Below are 18,057 nucleotides of genomic sequence, written 5' to 3'. Positions count from 1 at the left end.
CTGTAACTTACTGAGGATTTGCGTGAATCTGGCTTTTGGATGTGTGCTAATCCGGCACTGTCATGTGTGTGCATCAGGCACCACCATGTGTGTGCATCAGGCACTGTGATGTGTGTTCATCAGGCACTCCCCATTTTTAAGTTACTCTATTTATTGAATACACACAATCCCCACACTCAGCAGTGCTGGATTAGCACACACTACAGTGCTTGATTAGGCACTGTAGTGTGTGGGGTTCAGGCACTGCAATGTGTGCTGATGCACACACCTTTATCGTTCACACAGCATAATTCCGCATAATAAGAACAGGTATACATCTGAATTAAAAGAAAAAATCTGCAAGACGAAGTCTTGCGTGGGGTGTGATGTTTTAAAGGGTTAGTAAAGAGCGGCATGTTAATACCGGCTACTGCTCTGACATGTTTATTTCGGGCAGGTGTTAAATCCCCGCAGGAAAGCGCTCACGCGCGTTTGTAGTGAATTTACTTGATTACGACGATCCGCCGGGGTATTTTTTAAAGCGCCTCTCCAGGGCCCGTTTATTTCGCTAAAAGGCCAAACCATGAAAATATCGTTACTGCCTGCTGCTTTGCTGACTCTTTCACTATCTGCTGGCGCAGCTCCGCAGATGTGCTTTGATCAGGCCGGGAAAGATTATCAAATTGATCCGCTTCTGCTTATGTCAATTTCGATTAAAGAGAGCCATCTGGTACCAGATGCGATAAATGGATCAAACAGGAATGGGACAGAAGATGTCTGTGGGATGCAGGTGAACAGCTCTCATTACGGTAAACTTAAAAACTTCAATATTACCCGTGAGCGCCTGTTAAATGATCCATGTATCTGCGTTTATACGGGTGCATGGATACTGGCGCACAACTTCAGGTCATACGGAAAAAACTGGGACAGCGTGGGGATGTATAATACGGGGCCGAGCAAAAAGCTCATTACGCAGCGCAAGGCCTATGCACAGGATATCAAAAATATATATCGCGTATTACTGGCCAGAAAAAAGTTACTTTCTGAACGTCTCGCGCCTGCTGCGGGTAAGGAGCATGAGATAAAAACTACAGAAACAGCATCGCTTAACGGCGGGCAGTAAAAAGCCGCTCTGTTGAGCGGCTTAATTTTCAGGCCTTCAGTTTTGCAAACTCCTCAGCCATTTTCCAGAGCACCTGATTTAATTTGATGTCACCATCTATTCCGGTGACTTCCCGCGTTCTGGTCATCTTCCCTTTTTCCGTTCTGCCACGAATTCCCCCACGGATCACATTTTCCTGCACCACGTTAAACGTGGTCCATAAATCCTGGCCTCTGTCGAGCACACGGCGAGGGTTAATAATTTGCTCCGGTGTAATCGGCGCTGGTTTTCCATCGTATTTAAGTTCCAGGGCGGTCGCACCAAAAAGGCGCTGCTCAGGCAAAGTGAGCTGAATGCTTTTCATGAGGTCAATATTTTCATCAACCGCGTCAAATGTTTTCAGCACCGTGTAAGCGCCTTCAATAACCTGCCCGACAATATCCCCTTTGTGGGGCACACGGATTTCACCAAAATCCTTCCATGCAACCAGACCATTACTGCAAACCTGACGGAACATACCGGGGATCATTTTATAGCTGCTTGAACCATCATGGCTATTCAGCAGAATAATTTCCGGTACTTCTTTTCCGTTAATCTGGTCATGACGGCGCAGGCGAAGCATATGCTTTGTGAAGTCGCGTTTATCCTGGTCACGTGTACGTGACTGAGTTGCATAATATGGCTGAAAACCTTCATCACGTAAGCGATCAAGAATGTTAATGGTCGGGATATACGTATAACGTTCAGAGCGTGAATCGTGTTTATCCGATGAGAACGCGCTCGGAACGATGAGCTGTAATTCATCATTCGTCAGCGGACGGTCTTTGCGGATCGAGGTAGGCATACGATAGCGGCTTGCGAAACTGACCATTTTTATTTACTCCTGATTATTTAGTTAAAGATGAAGAAATAACGCGGTAAAAATTATCCAGCGGCATTGCAGCTGCCACAGGGCGACCATCTACAACCCAGACAGAGATATAATCCGGGCATTCGTCATTTATTAACGTCAGCTCAGTGGCATTCTCTGGCGGCGTAAAAATTACCGGTTGTGGCTCCCCTTCCGATGCGGCCAGGACCCAGCAAAACAGATCCGTAAACTGGGACGTGGTGAGGTTTGAATCACATCTTCCGGTAGATTCTTGAGCGGCGGTTTTGACGTTGACGTTTCGTGTGTGCATCCTGGTTTTCTCCTGTGGTGATGGCAGTCCATCTCCCTGGTGAGTTCTCTCGCGGCAAAGGGCAAAGGAGCAACGGCGAAGGGCGGAAGGAAAGGGGCGGAGACGAAAGTTTTTGCGGCACGCAAAAAGTTTTGGCGGAGTGCATTTCACCCCTTGGATGACGACCCGACGGTGCTACAAGCAGCCCTCCGCGTGAGGACACACGGGGGATGGCTTCACTGGGGGAACAGGATGCACGCACCCGACACGTCGGAACGGCGTGGCGGCCTTAAAGCGACGGCATCAGCCGGCGCGGTGAAGGCGTTCCGGACGGCACGGCCGGAGAAGCCGCAGCCTTTGACCTTCGCCATCAGACCCTAGCCGTATGGCCCGAAACCCGAAGGGGTTCGGCGGAGCCTGGCGGGTGCGCAGCGGCCGCCCTGGCGGAGTGGGGCTCGACGACCGGGCAGCAGCGCTGGCCGGGAGCCGAAGGGGGCCATCACCCTGCCCTGTTTTCAGGTTATGGCCACTGAGCTGCAGCAGAGAAAGTTAACCAGCAGGATGCTGGCTATGCTCGCAGGTAAGGAGTGAAGCACAGCAACGGGGAACGGCAGGAGCGCCGGAGGCGCTTTCGCCCTCCCCGTTTCCCCGAAGGGGATGCGTTTTTTTGCGGTTGCCCTGATGGTATCCATCAGGGCACAGACTCCCGATCAAACAGGTTCTTCGCTGTCCCCTCCGTTTTCCTGCTCATAGTGCATCATGGCCATGTTCAGCAGGGCATTAAATCCCTCGATGCCAGCCCCGTCCGGCTCGCACTGTTCGCACAGGTGCAGCAGATTGGCCAGAAAATCCGTGATGACAGTTTGCACGCTTTCGCTTTCCCTGTTCAGCCCGGTTTTACGGGCAAATTTCCAGAGCACATCTGCAGCCAGCGCGGCGTGATCGTCGTTGCTGCGGATTTTTATCGGTTCAGCCTGGCCTTGCAGGCGTTCTGCCATCGTCTCCAGCACGGTGGCCGGAACAGCGTTCAGTGTGTTGCTTGTCATTTTCTCTCTCCCTGCGGCAGGTCTGCCCTGCCGCTCTGTCAGTCAGGCGGCCACGGTGGCCAGAAATTTTTTCATTGCATCCAGACGACTGCGAAATGCCAGACGGCCCTGCCAGTCATTGAAGTAATAAACAGGGGTGTAACGCACTCGGTTCGCTTTCAGGGTCAGCGTATTACCGGTCACGACTTTCGCGGGTATACCCAGCAGTGCCAGCTGGATAAAGGCCATATCTGCCACCATTGGATCGATGTCAGTGCAGGTGGCATACAGCTGTTGTGAAGGGTTATATCCCGCTTCAGCCATCCAGTATGCAAAGGCAATGACCATTCCGGCGCTACCACAGGCAGGCTCATCGAGCGTCATCCACCCCTCACGCTTTATCGTCTCCTGAGCGCCGGGCATGAGTAGTCCGGCCATCATGCGGGAGATGCAGGACGGGGAGAAATACTGCCCCATTTCGTCCGCGCCCAGCTCCTGCTCCATATACAGAGCGCCGAGGAAATCATGAATTTCACCCGCCAGCCCCTCCACCAACAGGCAGAACAGCTGCTTCATGGCGTCCAGATCGTCCGGCTTATACCGTTCGCAGATGCGACGGCTGTTTTCGATGTTCTCCGGCGAGCGAATACGGGCCATATCCAGCTCGCTGGCTGCGAGGGTGATGAAGTCGCGGAACACTTCGGAACGGCGCATATTTTTCGCCATCTGACGGAAGACACTGGCGAATTCTTTACGCGCCTCAGCTGGCGACAGCATCCGGGCCGGTGCGGAAGCCCGCGGCTGCGGATCAGCCTGGTCGGCCAGGAACAGGGATTCAAAACTCAGTTGTGACATGGTTTCTCCTTACCGGCCGCCCGCAGGCGGCCGTCTCCTGTTAAGCCAGTCCAAGCGCCGGGTAGACGCTGACAGCCAGACCACAGTCAGCATCGGTGGCGTAGCCCGTTTCGGCATTTACCACGGACAGGAACGGCTGCCACTGTGAGAAGCGCAGCGCGGGTACGCGAGCGCGTTTTCCGGCGCGGAGGGCATTTACAAATGCCTTCGCCTGTGCGACAGTTTGCGGGTCAAATTTCACGATCAATCTCCTTACTTTGGTTGTGATTGCCGTATCTCGTTTTGGTCGGCCAGATACGGCGTTGAGAAAGCAGGGGCAACCCTGCTTTTTTAATGCGCGGAATTCAGCGACGCATCGAGACAGAAACGTGCGATCACGTCGCCAATCAGCTCACGGTGATGGCGGGTGTGCAGGTCATGGCACTCAAAGAAACGCGCGCCATACCGGACAAAAATCGCTGTCACATCCCCGCCCGTAAACTCCATCGATTTGAACGACTCCCCGCCATACCCCCTGCACCAGTCCACTGGCGGCAACGTTTCCAGCTGGTCGATATACCGGGCCTCGGTGATTTCCACCCAGGGACGGCGATAGCCGTCATTCAGCTTTTCCTGTACCAGAGTCGCGGAGATCAGCTCAGCATCCGGATAGAGACGGCGAAGGGATTCCAGCGTTTTCGCTTCACGCTGAGTCACCCACTGCCCGTCCAGCTGTGTTGCGCGGTCATAAACGGCGTTATGAGACGGAACGAAAAAGGCCATTGGTGCAGCGGTCGGAGGATTAACGTTCATCTTTCAGGCTCCTGTTTGATTTAGTTCCGGGCGGTAACTGCTATACAGCACCGCATCGGGTCGAAGGAAAATCCGGGTTACTGAACGCCCAGACGGCGGAACATATCGGCGATAATGTTTCTGCGGGTATAAGAAGCACCTGCAGCTTTCAGATCCTCCAGAACGTTCCATGAATAGCTCGCCTCATTGCCATAAATCGCAATGAGAGTGGCTGTTTTAGGCTCCGGGCCTGACATATGCCCATTTCCGGAACAGGCCTTTGCGGTCGGGGTGTTAACGCTCATGTTTCTGGCTCCTGTCTGATGAGGTTCCGTGCGGCGGGTGCCGCACGGGGTGAACCGGATTTAAATGTCGATACCTGCGCGCTCGATCAGGCGCACAAACTGTTTGAAGTGGTCTGCTTCAGCCACATGGATATGGCGGAACTGTTTATCGACGCCGCTGCTGAGGGCGTAGAAATAGGTGCAGCGCATCGTTTCGGGGCAGTTTCTGCGCAGTTTCTTCAGCTCAGCCAGGCTGCTGAACTCCAGAACGTCCGGTTCCTCCGCTGAGTTTTTTTTCTGCTCAGCGACGAGGAACGTGTACGACACGGTTTTTCCCCCTATCTTCCTGGAAGATTCCTGAGCGGCGGTTTTGACGTTGACGTTTTGTGTGTACATCCTGGTTTTCTCCTGTGGTGATGGTTGTCCATCTCCCTGGTGAGTTCTCTCGCGGCAAAGGGCAAAAGGAGCAACGGCGGGGCGGCAGAAGAAGGGCGCAGACGAAAGTTTTTGCGGCACGCAAAAAGTTTTGGCGGAGTGCATTTCACCCTTCGGATGACGACACGACGGTGCTACAAGCAGCCCTCCGCGTGAGGACGCACGGGGGATGGCTTCACCGGGGGAACAGGATGCACACACCCGACACGTCGGAACGGCGTGGCGCCATTAAAGCGACGGCATCAGCCGGCGCGGTGAAGGCGTTCCGGACGGCACGGCCGGAGAAGCCGCAGCCCCTGACCTTCGCCATCAGACCCTAGCGTCAGCCCGAAACCGCTTGCGGGTTCGGCGGAGCCCGGCGGGTGCGCAGCGGCCGCCCTGGCGGAGTGGGGCTCGACGACCGGACAGCAGCGCTGGCCGGGAGCCGAAGGGGGCCATCGCCCTGCCCGTTTTTTGGGTTATGGCCACTGAGCTGCAGCTGAGAAAGTTAACCAGCAGGACGCCGGATATAACGCCCGGGATGAAGAGCACAGGGAAAACCAGGCCGAAGCCAGAGACAGGCAGGTAACTCATGGCGCGCTGACTTCAGCAAAATCAGGCAGGAGAGAGGGCAAGGCGGAGGGAGCAGAGGGGCAGCGCCGAAGGCGCGTCCCCCTTCCCCCGTTCCCCGCAGGGGAACAGACCTTCCGGGTTGTTCATGCATGCGACTGCACCCTTCGGGATGGAAAAAGGGGCTACCGGCGAACCGGCAACCCCTTCATAAAGGCGCTTCAGGCATGTCCGAGCAACTCAGCCCTGAAAAGGCGGGGTTTCCCCCGCCTCCAGGTTGCTACTTACCGTTGGATTCGTAAGCCAGGCTTGCCGCGACCTCCCTGTCCCCGTCCTTTAGCCGGAGTTCGCATAAGCGGTTCCGGGTCAGGCATGTGAATATTAAGAGCGTTATACACACGATTAATACGCACCAGATAAGGGCGTTTCGCGGCAGTTTCATGGTTTACTCCTCCTTGCATTAAGCACGGTAAGAGGCCATACTGTTGTTGTTGAGACATACAGGGGGCCTCGTGGGTTAATGAAAATTAACTACGGGGCTTTCTGCTTTCTGCCACACAACACGGCAACAAACCACCTTCACGTCATGAGGCAAAAAGCCTCAAGCGCCACGTCGATTATACCGGGCAGGTGCTCTTTCTTACCAGGTATATCCACGCTTTATGCTGCTTATCGCCTGAAATATCTCAGGTATCCCCATCCCGCGATCACTACGCCCGTGACCAGCGCAAGATTGGGCAAAATGACGTCAAATGCACTTACAAATTCGGCATCAGAATTACCCTGCCCCCAGAATGCCAGCTTGTACCCGACGCCCCAGACAAAGAAGATGATCCCGGCACTCAGAACTCCGTATTTCATTACGCCGAGCAGGATTTCATCTAACCAGCCAGGCGGATCACGCCATGTGATGACCAGAGCTATTAGTGTGCAGATGATCTGGCCTGCATAATAACCAGGCGTACCATGCCATTCTGGCGCAGCATGCTTAACGATTAAATAGAACAGCACGTTCAGGAAGATAACGAGCAACCAGTACCTCATAATTCTGCTTTCCTTATATGTTTTGTCTGAGCAGTCAGACAACATTGTATCTGATTCATCGGGCGGACTTGCCATTGAAATATGCCTGACGTGCAGCCAGCTCACGCTCGATTAACTCATCGGCAAACAAAGGGGCAACACGATTAATCCGTGCCTGCATATTGCGCCTTCTCACTGCGGCTTTCCGTTCATCGCTCCAGCGCTGGATCTGTTTCTGACCGAGAAAATCCACGCAAACAGCGTAACCTGAGCCAGCAACCCAGCGTGCCATCACCTCCTCAGGTGCCGCCTGCCCTGCCTCCACGACAACTGAAACCAGCTCCAGTAGACCTGGGCAGGGCTTGTGCGGCAATTTCCAGCGCAGGGAATAGCGCCACTTCATACACCGCTCCGGTCAGCCAGCTTATTTGGCACCTGCCAGCGTTCAGCGACACGAACATGCTCAGGTGTTTCCCGGACAATAAACGGGATTTCATACATCACTGTATACAGCGGCTCACCGCTGATGCGAAGCCAGTCAAGTTCCTTCAGCGACGCGAACCGCGACTGCCAGCGCCAGAACGGTCCGGCAAGCTCTGCCGCGTCAAACTCGTCGCTCCACCGGGTGTACCAGGTGCAGACGGTTTCCGGAGACTGAAAATTCAGGTCAATTTTCGCCTGCTCCAGCAGGTTCTGGCGCAGTTTCCAGCGCTGTTCGTACTCACGGGACTGGCGGCGCAGCTGGCGCGTGGTCTTAATGCCGGACCGGTGCAGCCGTCGACCCGTGCGGGTGTGCATGACCTCAGGAAACAGTTCGGCCTGTACGTCAATCGTGAGCGGCAGCGGGCAGGCTTCGCCACTGGTGGCGATCATCGTGTTAAGCGCCTCCTCGACCTGTTTCAGGTTCGAATGACGGTTATTTGGCACCCAGTGCAGGCCAGGTATTTTACTGGCCACCGTGGCGTTGAGGCGTCCGCTGCCCGTGAGAAGACGCAGAAAGGTACGCACATACGGCATGGCGGGCAGTCGTGCGCCGCGTTCGCGGGCAGACTCAACATGGCTGATAGCCTGTATTGCAGCCTGACGGGCGGGCTTCAGGGAAACGAGCGCGTGTGAGGATGGGATCATGCTGTCACCTCCCCGCTCATCAGGTTCGCCACGGTGCGGGCAGTGCAGTTAAAGCGGCGCATACCTGCCAGCTGCGCGATCAGCTGGCTTATCCGGTCAGGCTGTAGCGTGTCACTCTGGTAAAGGGTACGCACCACTTCCCCGCCGGAGGAGAGCAGTACCAGAAGCCAGTACGGCGAGACTTCGCCGGGGCTGCACACGCACAGATGCCAGTCATCGCTGCCGTCCGCGCTGAAGCGGCACTGGACGGGGAAGAAGCCGCCGAACTCGCTGCGGTATTCGGCGCAGACGTGCCATCCTTCTGGTGTCGACAGGAGGCCGGTCACGGTATCGCTGAGGGCGCGGCGCGCGTCCTCGCCCTGCTGACGGATAAACTCCAGGTCGGAGGCGGTCAGTTTGTTGATTTGGTTCAGGTCATATTGCATAGTCATGTCTGTTCCCGCCGCCCGAAGGCGGCGGCCTCCGGTATTAAGCAGCGTGGTCAGTGGTGTGAGCGTCGGTTTCGGTGGCTTCTTCAGCCTCAGCGGTTGGTGATGTGCGCACCATCCAGTCAGGCAGCCAGCCCTGAGCATTCAGATCCTGCTCGGCGGCCTTCGCCGCATCGCGGCGCTTGAGCTTCACAATCTCTCCGGCGCGGGCACTGAGTCCGGCTTCTTCGTAGGCTTTGCCAATCTGGGCGATGGTGAGCTTGCCGAAGTAGCTCTCAGCATCCGGCTGCCACCATTTGCGCAGGTCAAAGTCCAGCGCCGCTTCCAGCCCGTCCAGTTCGCTTTTCTGCGTATGGTTGTACATACGTTCCTGAATACCGTTGATACCGTGCGCGGCACAGAATCCCAGCAGGGTGTTCACCTGCTCCGCTGACCATGAAAGCAGCCACGTGAAATCGAGATGCCAGTTTTCGGGCAGCGTTGCCTGAAGCGCCTCTTTCTGCGCTTTGAGCGCCGTCAGCGCCTTCCCTTCTTCACCGGATGGAGCCAGTGATGCAAGGTGATACTGATTCGAGGACACGGAGGCTTTCAGCGGTTCGCTGCGTTTACCGTAGCTGCGGTCAAACATACTGAGGCACAGTGTCCACGTCAGGAGCGCCACCGATACGTCGGGACGACCCGCCAGTTCGGCCTGAACGGCGAGAGTCCGTTCGGCTGACATAGCTTTTACCAGCGTTGCCGGATAAGCGTCGGCGGGAATGTCAGGCGTGGTGTGTCTGATCACATTGCTTTCACGTTCCTCACGCGCCTGTTCTTCAGCTACCCGGTCTTCGTCGGTCAGCCTGCGGATACCGGGCTGAACCCGAAAATTGTCACCATCCCATGACACCCAGATACCGTGGGCGGCGCGAAATTCCGGCGTGGCTTCGCGGTAAGTCGCCTCGCAGTAGATATCATCAATCTGCTCCTGAATCGCGTATTCGTCATCGTAGCTTTCAGTCGCTTCCATTTGTTCTTCCAGCTCACTGACGCGCTTCTGTTCTTCTTCCGTCAGGACAGCTTTCGGCATCGCAAAACGGTACTGTTCACCGTCCTCACCGCTGGCACGCAGTTCCGTCATACGGAACTCAGCCCAGCCCCAGCCCTGCTCCTGCTTAACGCGAGCGGCGAGCACGGTGAGCTTGCCAGCCAGCAGAGATTTCACCAGCGCCGCATCGGCAAAGGTGCTGTCCTTGTCGCTGAACAGGTCGGCGGTCAGCGTACCGCCAGCGGCTGTATAGGCTTCCTCGCCCACATACTCAAACATCGGGTGACTGATGGCCATCTTGTCGTCGGTCACCATTCTGCGCAGAGTCTGTACGGCTGGATCGCGCCACTGTTCAACAGCCTCTTTCCAGACCTGCTCCTGACGCTCATGGGTATCAGCAAGTGTCAGGACTTCACACTGTTCAAGGGAGATTGCATCCCGCGCCAGCGCATCCAGCAGGGAGGGGGCAAGATTCGCCAGCTTCAGGCAGCGCTGAACGTGGCGCGGGTGGTAGCCCATCAGTGCGCCGATCTGAGAGGCCGTTTTACCTTCCTGCTGAAGGGTACGAAAACCGATAATCTGCTCGGCGGGATGCATGTTTTTACGTCGACCGTTCTCGATCATCGAGGCCGCCACAGCCATCTCCACGGGCAGGACTTTCACCGGAACAAACGGCGTGTCCGCATCGAGCACACCGCGCATCACCAGAATGCCTGTGCCTCTGCGGCGACCTTCCCCGCCGACAATGCCGATCGTACCGTCCGGCAGTTCTGCACCGATCAGGTTCTGCAGGATGCCCATTGCCTGAATGCTGTCTGCCATCTCTTCCACTTCCTGATCGGTATGCGGAATGATGCGCGTGTTTAAGCCAGTGTGTGACAGGCGGGAGTACGGGAAGGTTTGCACGGGCGTATCAGCGAGCAGCCGGACGAGCTTCTGCTCGGTAGACTGCGCGATTTTTTCCGCAGATTTTGTCTGACGGGTGGTCCTGGCTGGTTTTTTTGCCGTAGTATTGGTGGCGACCATGATTTTTACCTCTCAGTAATAGTTGTGGTTAGCCGTGGCCGGAGTGCGATCCGGTCACGGCACCCGGTTAACCGGTAATGCGTTTCGGGTGTGCTGCCAGTGCTCCAAAGGACGGATAGCCATCAAGAAGCTGCATCATGACTTTTGCCCCTTCGAGCATCGCTTTATCCGTTACGCTGCCGCTGTTTTCACAAACGTTGATCGTTGCCACGATCCCCGATTTCACATCTGAAAAACGCTCATACATGCGGTTGCTGAACAGGACGCGTTTGCCTCCTGCCATCACCTGCCAGTTGTTGCAGTCATTAAATCGGGTGTCCACGTTGTCAAACTCGACCACGTGGGTGTCGCTGGCCTGAATGCGCAGCAGCTTCACGATTTCGGTGCTCTGCCCGACCTTACGGGTCGCCGGACGGGTGTTAAGGTTCTGCATGTTTCCTCCTTCTCTGGGTTAAGGCCGGACATCCGGCCTCCGGTTAAAGCTGCACGTATTGCAGATTGCGTTTCAGTTCAAAAAGAAAATCCGGTTCAAACGACCAGGCGCGCCAGTTAAGCGTTCCGTTGGTGCGGATCTCCACCTGCACGTCGCCGTATCGGGACGCATCGGACAGGGTGACGGTGACCCCCGCCTTCAGCGAAGTGGCCTGAGCCACCCACTCCCGTGCGACAGAAACAGGGTTTTGTTCTTCCCCCATCTTCCTGGAAGATTCTTGAGCGGCGGTTTTGACGTTGACGTTTCGTGTGTGCATCCTGGTTTTCTCCTGTGGTGATGGCTGGCCATCTCCCTGGTGAGTTCTCTCGCGGCAAAGGGCAAAAGGAGCAACGGCGGGGCGGCAGGAGAAGGGCGCAGACAAAACTTTTTGCGGCACGCAAAAAGTTTTGGCGGCGTGCATTTCACCCTTCGGATGACGACACGACGGTGCTACAAGCAGCCCTCCGCGTGAGGACGCACGGGGGATGGCCTCACCGGATGAACAGGATGCACGCACCCGACACGTCGGAACGGCGTGGCGGCCTTAAAGCGACGGCTCCGCCGGCGCGGTCAGGGCGGCCCGGCCTCCGGCCGGTGCAAGCCAGGGGGTTGACCTCAGCCATCAGACCCTAGCGTCAGCCCGAAACCGCTTGCGGGTTCGGCGGAGCCCGGCGGGTGCGTCAGCAGCCGACCTGGCGGAGTGGGGCTCGACGACCGGACCGCCACGCGGGCCGGGAGCCGAAGGGGGCCAGAAGTGGGATTCAGGAGTTTTCAGAGGATTTGCTGATCGGGTTTCAGAGCCGCCACGCCACGCCACGCCACGCCACGCCACGCCACGCCACGCCACGCAGGACCGTATCCGTGACAATTTGCCCTCACAATGCCTTTCATCTGCATCTCTCCGGGCTTACATCCGGGCGGGAGGGGGCGGCGCCGCAGGCGCTGGCCTTACCGTCCGTCAGCCCGAAGGGATGACAGGGTTTTCGCGCGCGAACAGGCGGCGCCTATGCCCCGCCCGGATTATTTACTTTCCATCCCCCTGTCCGCCCTGGAGAATGAAGTGGCCGCAAAGATAGACGGCGCACTGGCGGGTAGCCGATTCGCAGATCTCATCCAGCACTTTCGCTGTGGTTACGGGGCTGAGTCCGGATTCGCGACGTCGTTCGTTGATGAGCGTTTTATACTGGCGCAGGATGTTACGGGTTTCCGGTGACAGTTGCATGGTGTTCTCCTTTTTTCAGTTTCCGGAGGCAATGCCTCCGGTTTCTCAGTCAGGCATCGAGCGCCGCGCGCAGGCTCAACATGACGTCATTTTCTTCTTTCAGGGTTTCTGCCGCTGATCCGCCTCCATCCTCCGCGCATACAGCGATACGCTCCATTTCCTTCCCTGCAAGCTGCATCACCACCGCAAGCGCCGCAGCCGGAATGGTGACATTACGGTGTTTCCGTTTTTCTTCCACCATCATCTCAACAATGTTGTAGATGAGAGGGACACATCCGGAGGGATACAGCTCTGCCTCCAGTCTTTCCATCACCACGTCGATCTCTTCATCACTGAGATCCCAGTCAATGCAGAGACCGCGAATATCGTTCCGGCTCCAGCTGGCGAATACAAATTTCTCGCCGTCATTATCGTCATCACGCAGCATTTCGATGGCGATCTCTTTTGCTGTACCAATCATGTTTTTCTCCTTTAGTCGGGCGGCATCGCCGCCCGTGGTCAGTCAGTCAAGGGCACGCCAGATCGTGGCGCTTTCCGGATGGGTATCAGCAAATGCCATAAGCTGCTCATAACGGCGGCAGAAGTGGCGGCACAGCTCTTCATGGTCATGGTTGCTGTGGTGCCAGCTCCGGTGATTCAGTACCAGCGCCGTGAGAATGATCCCCGCCACTTCCCCGCTGACAGTCTGCTCAAACCAGTTGTCCGGATTGCACAGGGTCAGGCTCTCCACGTCAGGCGCCATATATCCGCCACCTTCCGGCAGCCGGTAAAACTGCCAGAATCCCCCCTGATACTCAGGGCAGTAACGCTGGGCATAGGCGTACACGGATGCCTCGGACGTCATAAAATCGCCGCCAAACAAATCAGGCAGGAAAGTCAGGCGCTGCGCACCCTCAAGACGAACAGCATCACAGGTCACGGTCTGGTTCATAGATCCTCCACGGTTAACATATTCTCGGTTCCGGCATCGCCGTGACGACACGACAGACCGGCGAAAAGCGGAGGACACAGGGGCGACGCCGCAAGCCGCAGCGCAAAGCCTTCACGGGCTGAATGCACCGTGAAGGGTGCGAACGGGTGAGGACGGAGGCGTAAGCGAACCCTTGTGGCCGATGCGGCCGGGCTACAGTGAAGTCACGGCGCATGCCGTCACCGCACGGAGCTTCAGGGGAGTTTCATTGTCCCGACGTGGCCCGGAGGGCAGCGGCGGATAAAAGCGGAAGGCACTGACATCCTTTTCGCAGTGGATGGCCACCGGTTGCCGGGGCGTTACCCCGGCTCTCTCCCTTACGCGGCCAGCGTCTCCTGTAATGCGTGAACGTCCTTCAGCTCATTCCTGACGGATTCAGGCTCCTGCCGCCCGGCTTCCCAGGCCATACCGATCCGGTTTTCCAGCTCGCATTCATAGTTACGCAGGACGCGGGACAGGAGTACCGCCGGAACACTCACCTGACGGTTTGCCACTTCCCGCTGACGGGCCAGGAGATCGCTGACAGTCAGATTATTTACCCCCTCCTGGCGGTATTGCGTCATTTTCATTTCGCCGATCGCCTTCATCAGATTCCGGATTTCAGTCCCGTCCGGTTCTGGCTGGGCTTCACGGCAGGCCACGCTAATCCCCTCTTCCGTCCAGACCAGCAGGACCAGGGGTTCGTCAGACGTGAACATGTTTTCAAGCTGTACACAAAGTTCTTCGCGGGTTCCGTACATCGTTTGTTCTCTCTTGTAAGGGGTTACAGACCGGGCATCAGCCCGGCAGGGTCAGTCAGTCCTGAAAGGTTTCGTCCAGCACCAGGGCTTCGCGGTAGGCTTCAAGAAGCAGGGTGTTGATCCGGCGCAGAGTCTGCGCAGCCATACGTTCGGTAAGCGTTGCCGCGTCGTGCCGGTGCTGCGATTCGAGGCGGTTCAGCAGCATCCGCACGTCACACATGGCATTGCTGAGCGCGGCCACGTCCGCGCGCAGGTTTTCAAGGCCCGGGTAGTTCATGCCGCCTCCGGATAGTCGGGGTAAAACGCGCCGTCATTGGCCGCCGGCATCCTTCTTGCCCGTTCAACCTGTGCCAGACGTCGAACGCCGGCGGCGTGGTACTGCTCAAGCATCTCGATCCCGATATAGCGGCGGCTGGCTTCGGCGGCGGCCACGCAGGTGGAGCCGCTTCCGGCGAACGGGTCAAGGACAATAGCCCCCGGACGCGTGAGCGATTCAATCAGCGGCCGCAGGCTCTGCACCGGCTTCTCCGTCGGATGGTGTCGGTTGCCCGTGTATTTCCAGGGGATCACGTCCGGGATGGGACGGTCCGGGGTTTGCGGCCTTCCCTTTGCCAGCAGGTAGGCACTCTCATGGGTGTAACCCACGAACGTCGATTTTGAGGCGTAGCTCTTGGCAAAGACGATATGGCCAACCACCCTGAAACCGGCCGTTTTCCACGCATTCAGAAACAGATCCGCGCGGTTCCAGGCATAGAAACTCACCATGAGGCTGTCATTTTTCAGCACGCGGTACATTTCATGACAGGCGGGCTGGAGCCATTCGGAAGAGTTGTCCCCGGCCAGGGTGCGGCCGGTACGGTCCTTATAGCCAACCAGGTACGGTGGGTCGGTAAGAATAAAATCGACGGCACGCGCCGGAAAACGGGACATCACCTGCACGCAGTCACCCAGAATAAAACGGGACATAGACACACTCCTCTCTGATATGCGGCACCCTCTTGCGCCGTGCCGCCACAAAAACCCGGCGAAAAGCGGAGGGCGCAGGGGCGACGCCGCAAGCCGCAGCGCAAGCCTTTCACGGGCTGAATGCACCGTGAAAGGTGCGAACGGGTGAGGACGGAGACAACGTGAACCCTTGCGACCGCAGCGGCCGGGTTAGCGTGAAGGCACGGCGTTGAACACGCCGCCGGCTGGCGGCAATAAGGCGGAGGGAACCGACATCCTTCGGTACCGGTTCTGCTAGCTGATGAGTCCGTGAGTGTATGGCAGAATGCACACTGATAATGGATTCGCGCCGTTATCTTACATGTGTGCCTTTGATTTCAGGACGTCCCCGACCGGAGACGTCTTTTTTTTGAGTCGGATATATGGCAGGTGAAAAAAGGCAGCGATTGTGCAATTATCTGTGCCGAAAACATCTGATGGGTTTTCACCTGTAACGAATTGCATGGCTTCAGGACACCCCCTCCCCGGATGGTGTCCTTTTTTTCAGCGCCCCTTCACGTGGTCGATAGCGAACTGCAGCGTATCCCAGTTAAAACCGATGCCTGCATCGTGGCTGTGGTCGCAGATACGCATGGCTTCTGCAATTTCTTCCTCCGACAGACTGTCATCAAGCGACAGAAAATCATCTTCCAGCCAGAACGTCCCCATACACAGTGCATCCGGTGGGTACTGCTTCAGCCTGGCGATGAGCCCTGCCACCGTCACATCATCACGACATGCAGGACGCGACGGCAGGACGCGATCGGCGATGTCGTTCCAGCACCAGTCATCGCACTCCGGTACGGGTTCCAGCAGGGTCTGTAATTCCACGCCCGGCAGCAGGGAGAGCTGCTCCAGAACCTCCCCCAGAGAAAGTCGCTCTCCGCTGGCATCTTCACTCCCCAGGTAATGGTGATTGATATAGACGGCAAACTCGCCGTTATCGAGTTCAATACAGGTCAGTCTGAACATGGTTGTGTCCTCAGCATCCGGCACCCTCTTGCGCCGTGCCGCCACAAAAACACGGCGTAAAGCGGAGGACGCCAGGGCGACGCCGAAGCCGCAGCGCAAGCCCTTCACGGGCTGAATGCACCGTGCAGGGCGCGAACGGGTGAGGACGGAGACAACGTGAACCCTTGCGACCGCAGCGGCCGGGTTAGCGTGAAGGCACGGCGGGTAATTTCTTACGGGAGATATAAAGCGGAGGGAAAATTTCACATTAAATAAAAATGTGATTTACTTCACAAAACAATACATTATAATCGCCGAAAAATTAAGCGATTAGTTTTGACGGCAGGGATAAGATGTCACCCTGCCGTTTTTTTTTGTCCTGAAGAGGACAATGCAGGACAGAGGGTTACAGGATTGAGAGAATGCCAGCCGAACATTGGAATCTGGAAGTGGGCAGCTGGCACGAAACTTATTTAGCTGTTTTGCAGGCTGAGACTAACGATGATCGGAGTACGCGAAACTCAATTACGTCGTTACGCTCGAGAAGCTTGAGAGCGTCTGACGAACAGGCCATTGCAGCCTTCAGTGCCAGTGAAATGGCGAGGCTGCGGTAGCGGTTTTGCAGCATGATGGGAGCATCAGCAGGCACTGCGTCAGACACCTGTAGATACGCTTTCCATGCATCTGGCTGTGCCAAAGCATCACGTTCCACGGCTTCGAGCTGGTCTTCACGTTCCTTTTGCTTTTTCGTGGCCATCTGGTCAAGAACCGCCACTGTGGCTGCGGCATTCACAGCACCAGGCATTGCCAGTGTGAGCGCCACAAACAAAATTGCAGTATTACACTTCATTTGTCTTCCTCATTGTGTTCATCTCCCTTATGTCCTGACAGTTCAACAGCTCGCTGGCCTCCGCCAGCGTCAGCCCCGTTCTCTTAACCTTTTGCATCAGTCCCTCCCGGGCTGTCTGGTTACCATTCTGAATGATGTTCCTGCTCAGGATCGGTTCTTCGGCTTTTTATCGTCAAACGCCAGGAGAACACCGAGGCCGATCAGCGAGGCGTAGCAGACCTGCATCGCAATTGTCACCGGCAGGGAGATATTATCAACCAGAACACCGGGAACCACGACGGCCACGCCTGCCAGTATCATTCCCCTGCCGGTCTTTTTTACCCGCTCCGGCCACTGAGATTCAGGCACGTTCCGGGCGCGCAGAAAGTTATGAATGCACTGCTCTGCTTTTTGTTTAATCACTGGCATGCTCTAGTCTCCGAATGCCCGGCGCATATTTTTCTTTATCCTGGTCGCTTCAGCGGATACCGGTGCGGCAGGCTCCGCTGGTTTCTCCGGCACTGCAGCCATACTCACGTCAGCCGTACCAGCCATCTGCTGAACCAGAACCTGCAGCTCGCTGACCGTGCCGGGCGGTACCGGCATACTGGCCAGCAGACGCGGCAGCTCCGGTGCGGTCGTATGCAGGGCCAGACCGGTGATAATCAGGTTTCTCAGCAGCTCTCCGCGCAGGCGGGATGACACGCCCGTCAGCACACGCTCAACCCGTTCACTGCTCCGGTCATCCTGAAGCGTCAGGGTGTAACGCCGGCGCTGGTATTCCGTCTCCGGTGACATGGCCAGAGCCGCCACGCCACCATCAGGCTCATCAGGAAGTCCTGAGAGTGAAGACCAGGTGCCGGATACCAGCGCCATCACGGCACAAAGCCGGATGGCGCTCAGATACCCGTCAAAGAACACCGGGATCAGCGCCGGTAAACGTGCATCCGTCTGGTACATCACCGCCCCAGCGGTGACGGCGGTCCGGATGAAGTCACCACGCAGGGGCTGTGAGATGGTGCTGATGGTCGCCATCGCCGCGATGTCGGTGCGATCGTCGCTGTGCAGATAGAAAGAATACTGGCCGTCCGGCACGT

At 56.8% G+C, this 18,057-nt stretch carries 27 protein-coding genes and 1 pseudogene; 1 reads left to right on the top strand and 27 read right to left on the bottom strand.

Translation table 11 applies throughout. The annotated features are described in order from the left end of the window. The first annotated feature begins 562 nt into the window (after window positions 1-562). Entirely contained in the window at window positions 563-1,102 is a 540-nt protein-coding gene (locus tag SK53_RS21430; protein ID WP_045354834.1) for a lytic transglycosylase domain-containing protein, read from the top strand. 28 nt (window positions 1,103-1,130) lie between these two features. Here the strand turns inward: SK53_RS21430 and SK53_RS21425 are convergent, their stop codons facing one another. The 27 genes and pseudogenes from SK53_RS21425 to SK53_RS21290 form a co-directional block, all read right to left on the bottom strand. Next, complete coding sequence (locus tag SK53_RS21425; protein ID WP_045354836.1) at window positions 1,131-1,952, bottom strand: DUF932 domain-containing protein; 822 nt, start codon at window positions 1,950-1,952, stop codon at window positions 1,131-1,133. A gap of 16 nt (window positions 1,953-1,968) precedes the next feature. Next, window positions 1,969-2,262: a hypothetical protein gene (locus tag SK53_RS21420; protein WP_048209990.1), complete on the bottom strand. Its 294-nt coding sequence runs from the start codon at window positions 2,260-2,262 to the stop codon at window positions 1,969-1,971. A 689-nt stretch (window positions 2,263-2,951) separates the two neighbouring features. Further along, window positions 2,952-3,287, bottom strand: coding sequence for a hypothetical protein (locus tag SK53_RS21410; protein ID WP_045354839.1), 336 nt, complete (start codon window positions 3,285-3,287; stop codon window positions 2,952-2,954). A gap of 42 nt (window positions 3,288-3,329) precedes the next feature. Continuing rightward, window positions 3,330-4,121: an N-6 DNA methylase gene (locus SK53_RS21405; protein ID WP_048209988.1), complete on the bottom strand. Its 792-nt coding sequence runs from the start codon at window positions 4,119-4,121 to the stop codon at window positions 3,330-3,332. A gap of 40 nt (window positions 4,122-4,161) precedes the next feature. Further along, the gene (locus tag SK53_RS21400) at window positions 4,162-4,362 is read right to left on the bottom strand and encodes a hypothetical protein (RefSeq protein ID WP_013087182.1); all 201 of its coding nucleotides are present in this window, start codon (window positions 4,360-4,362) and stop codon (window positions 4,162-4,164) included. Between the two features lie 89 nt (window positions 4,363-4,451). Beyond that, entirely contained in the window at window positions 4,452-4,913 is a 462-nt protein-coding gene (locus SK53_RS21395) for a hypothetical protein (protein ID WP_053070171.1), read from the bottom strand. Window positions 4,914-4,990: 77 nt separating this feature from the next. Beyond that, window positions 4,991-5,197 carry a hypothetical protein gene (locus SK53_RS21390; RefSeq protein WP_048209987.1) on the bottom strand — a complete coding sequence of 69 codons (207 nt, stop codon included), beginning with the start codon at window positions 5,195-5,197 and terminating at the stop codon, window positions 4,991-4,993. Between the two features lie 60 nt (window positions 5,198-5,257). Beyond that, entirely contained in the window at window positions 5,258-5,572 is a 315-nt protein-coding gene (locus SK53_RS21385; RefSeq protein ID WP_048209986.1) for a hypothetical protein, read from the bottom strand. Between the two features lie 868 nt (window positions 5,573-6,440). Further along, entirely contained in the window at window positions 6,441-6,563 is a 123-nt protein-coding gene (locus SK53_RS21375) for a type I toxin-antitoxin system Hok family toxin (RefSeq protein ID WP_223256846.1), read from the bottom strand. Next, window positions 6,508-6,621: pseudogene (locus tag SK53_RS23975) on the bottom strand (DUF5431 family protein); the annotation flags it as partial. The pseudogene SK53_RS23975 and the gene SK53_RS21375, both read right to left, overlap by 56 nt. 208 nt (window positions 6,622-6,829) lie before the next feature. Beyond that, window positions 6,830-7,204 (bottom strand): hypothetical protein, encoded by a 375-nt coding sequence (locus SK53_RS21370; RefSeq protein WP_023345473.1) that lies wholly within the window; start codon window positions 7,202-7,204, stop codon window positions 6,830-6,832. Between the two features lie 55 nt (window positions 7,205-7,259). Next, window positions 7,260-7,586, bottom strand: coding sequence for a hypothetical protein (locus SK53_RS21365; RefSeq protein ID WP_048209984.1), 327 nt, complete (start codon window positions 7,584-7,586; stop codon window positions 7,260-7,262). Then, window positions 7,583-8,311, bottom strand: coding sequence for a plasmid SOS inhibition protein A (locus tag SK53_RS21360; RefSeq protein WP_048209983.1), 729 nt, complete (start codon window positions 8,309-8,311; stop codon window positions 7,583-7,585). The genes SK53_RS21365 and SK53_RS21360 overlap by 4 nt, the downstream gene beginning before the upstream one ends. Next, complete coding sequence (psiB, locus tag SK53_RS21355) at window positions 8,308-8,742, bottom strand: conjugation system SOS inhibitor PsiB (protein WP_048209982.1); 435 nt, start codon at window positions 8,740-8,742, stop codon at window positions 8,308-8,310. Before psiB ends, SK53_RS21360 begins: the two co-directional genes overlap by 4 nt. A 37-nt stretch (window positions 8,743-8,779) precedes the next feature. Then, the gene (locus SK53_RS21350) at window positions 8,780-10,792 is read right to left on the bottom strand and encodes a ParB N-terminal domain-containing protein (RefSeq protein WP_048209981.1); all 2,013 of its coding nucleotides are present in this window, start codon (window positions 10,790-10,792) and stop codon (window positions 8,780-8,782) included. Between the two features lie 67 nt (window positions 10,793-10,859). Further along, window positions 10,860-11,225: a hypothetical protein gene (locus SK53_RS21345; protein ID WP_015572064.1), complete on the bottom strand. Its 366-nt coding sequence runs from the start codon at window positions 11,223-11,225 to the stop codon at window positions 10,860-10,862. 43 nt (window positions 11,226-11,268) lie between these two features. Continuing rightward, window positions 11,269-11,541, bottom strand: a complete 273-nt coding sequence (locus tag SK53_RS23850; protein WP_048209980.1) for a hypothetical protein — start codon at window positions 11,539-11,541, stop codon at window positions 11,269-11,271. 747 nt (window positions 11,542-12,288) lie between these two features. Then, window positions 12,289-12,486, bottom strand: a complete 198-nt coding sequence (locus SK53_RS21335) for a hypothetical protein (protein WP_048209979.1) — start codon at window positions 12,484-12,486, stop codon at window positions 12,289-12,291. A 49-nt stretch (window positions 12,487-12,535) separates the two neighbouring features. Continuing rightward, window positions 12,536-12,946, bottom strand: coding sequence for a DUF1380 family protein (locus SK53_RS21330; protein ID WP_048209978.1), 411 nt, complete (start codon window positions 12,944-12,946; stop codon window positions 12,536-12,538). Window positions 12,947-12,988: 42 nt separating this feature from the next. Next, the gene (locus SK53_RS21325; protein ID WP_008502215.1) at window positions 12,989-13,417 is read right to left on the bottom strand and encodes an antirestriction protein; all 429 of its coding nucleotides are present in this window, start codon (window positions 13,415-13,417) and stop codon (window positions 12,989-12,991) included. 356 nt (window positions 13,418-13,773) lie between these two features. Continuing rightward, complete coding sequence (locus tag SK53_RS21320; protein WP_008502214.1) at window positions 13,774-14,196, bottom strand: DUF1380 family protein; 423 nt, start codon at window positions 14,194-14,196, stop codon at window positions 13,774-13,776. A 55-nt stretch (window positions 14,197-14,251) separates the two neighbouring features. Next, window positions 14,252-14,473 (bottom strand): hypothetical protein, encoded by a 222-nt coding sequence (locus SK53_RS21315; RefSeq protein ID WP_008502213.1) that lies wholly within the window; start codon window positions 14,471-14,473, stop codon window positions 14,252-14,254. Next, window positions 14,470-15,162 carry a DNA methylase gene (locus tag SK53_RS21310; protein WP_008502212.1) on the bottom strand — a complete coding sequence of 231 codons (693 nt, stop codon included), beginning with the start codon at window positions 15,160-15,162 and terminating at the stop codon, window positions 14,470-14,472. The genes SK53_RS21315 and SK53_RS21310 overlap by 4 nt, the downstream gene beginning before the upstream one ends. A 522-nt stretch (window positions 15,163-15,684) precedes the next feature. Further along, a complete protein-coding gene (locus SK53_RS23090; protein ID WP_048209977.1) occupies window positions 15,685-16,152 on the bottom strand; it encodes a hypothetical protein in 468 nt (155 codons plus the stop codon). Window positions 16,153-16,600: 448 nt separating this feature from the next. After that, window positions 16,601-16,981 carry a hypothetical protein gene (locus SK53_RS21300; protein WP_048209976.1) on the bottom strand — a complete coding sequence of 127 codons (381 nt, stop codon included), beginning with the start codon at window positions 16,979-16,981 and terminating at the stop codon, window positions 16,601-16,603. A gap of 144 nt (window positions 16,982-17,125) precedes the next feature. After that, complete coding sequence (locus tag SK53_RS21295) at window positions 17,126-17,389, bottom strand: hypothetical protein (RefSeq protein ID WP_048209975.1); 264 nt, start codon at window positions 17,387-17,389, stop codon at window positions 17,126-17,128. Window positions 17,390-17,392: 3 nt separating this feature from the next. After that, the gene (locus tag SK53_RS21290; protein ID WP_048209974.1) at window positions 17,393-18,055 is read right to left on the bottom strand and encodes a plasmid partitioning/stability family protein; all 663 of its coding nucleotides are present in this window, start codon (window positions 18,053-18,055) and stop codon (window positions 17,393-17,395) included. Between the last annotated feature and the right edge of the window lie 2 nt (window positions 18,056-18,057).

Origin of the sequence: Enterobacter sp. MGH119 (assembly GCF_001037675.1) — a bacterium.
Lineage (GTDB): Bacteria > Pseudomonadota > Gammaproteobacteria > Enterobacterales > Enterobacteriaceae > Enterobacter > Enterobacter hormaechei_C.
The sequence above is the reverse complement of the archived record's forward strand: the minus strand, read 5'-3'. Positions and strand labels throughout refer to the sequence as shown.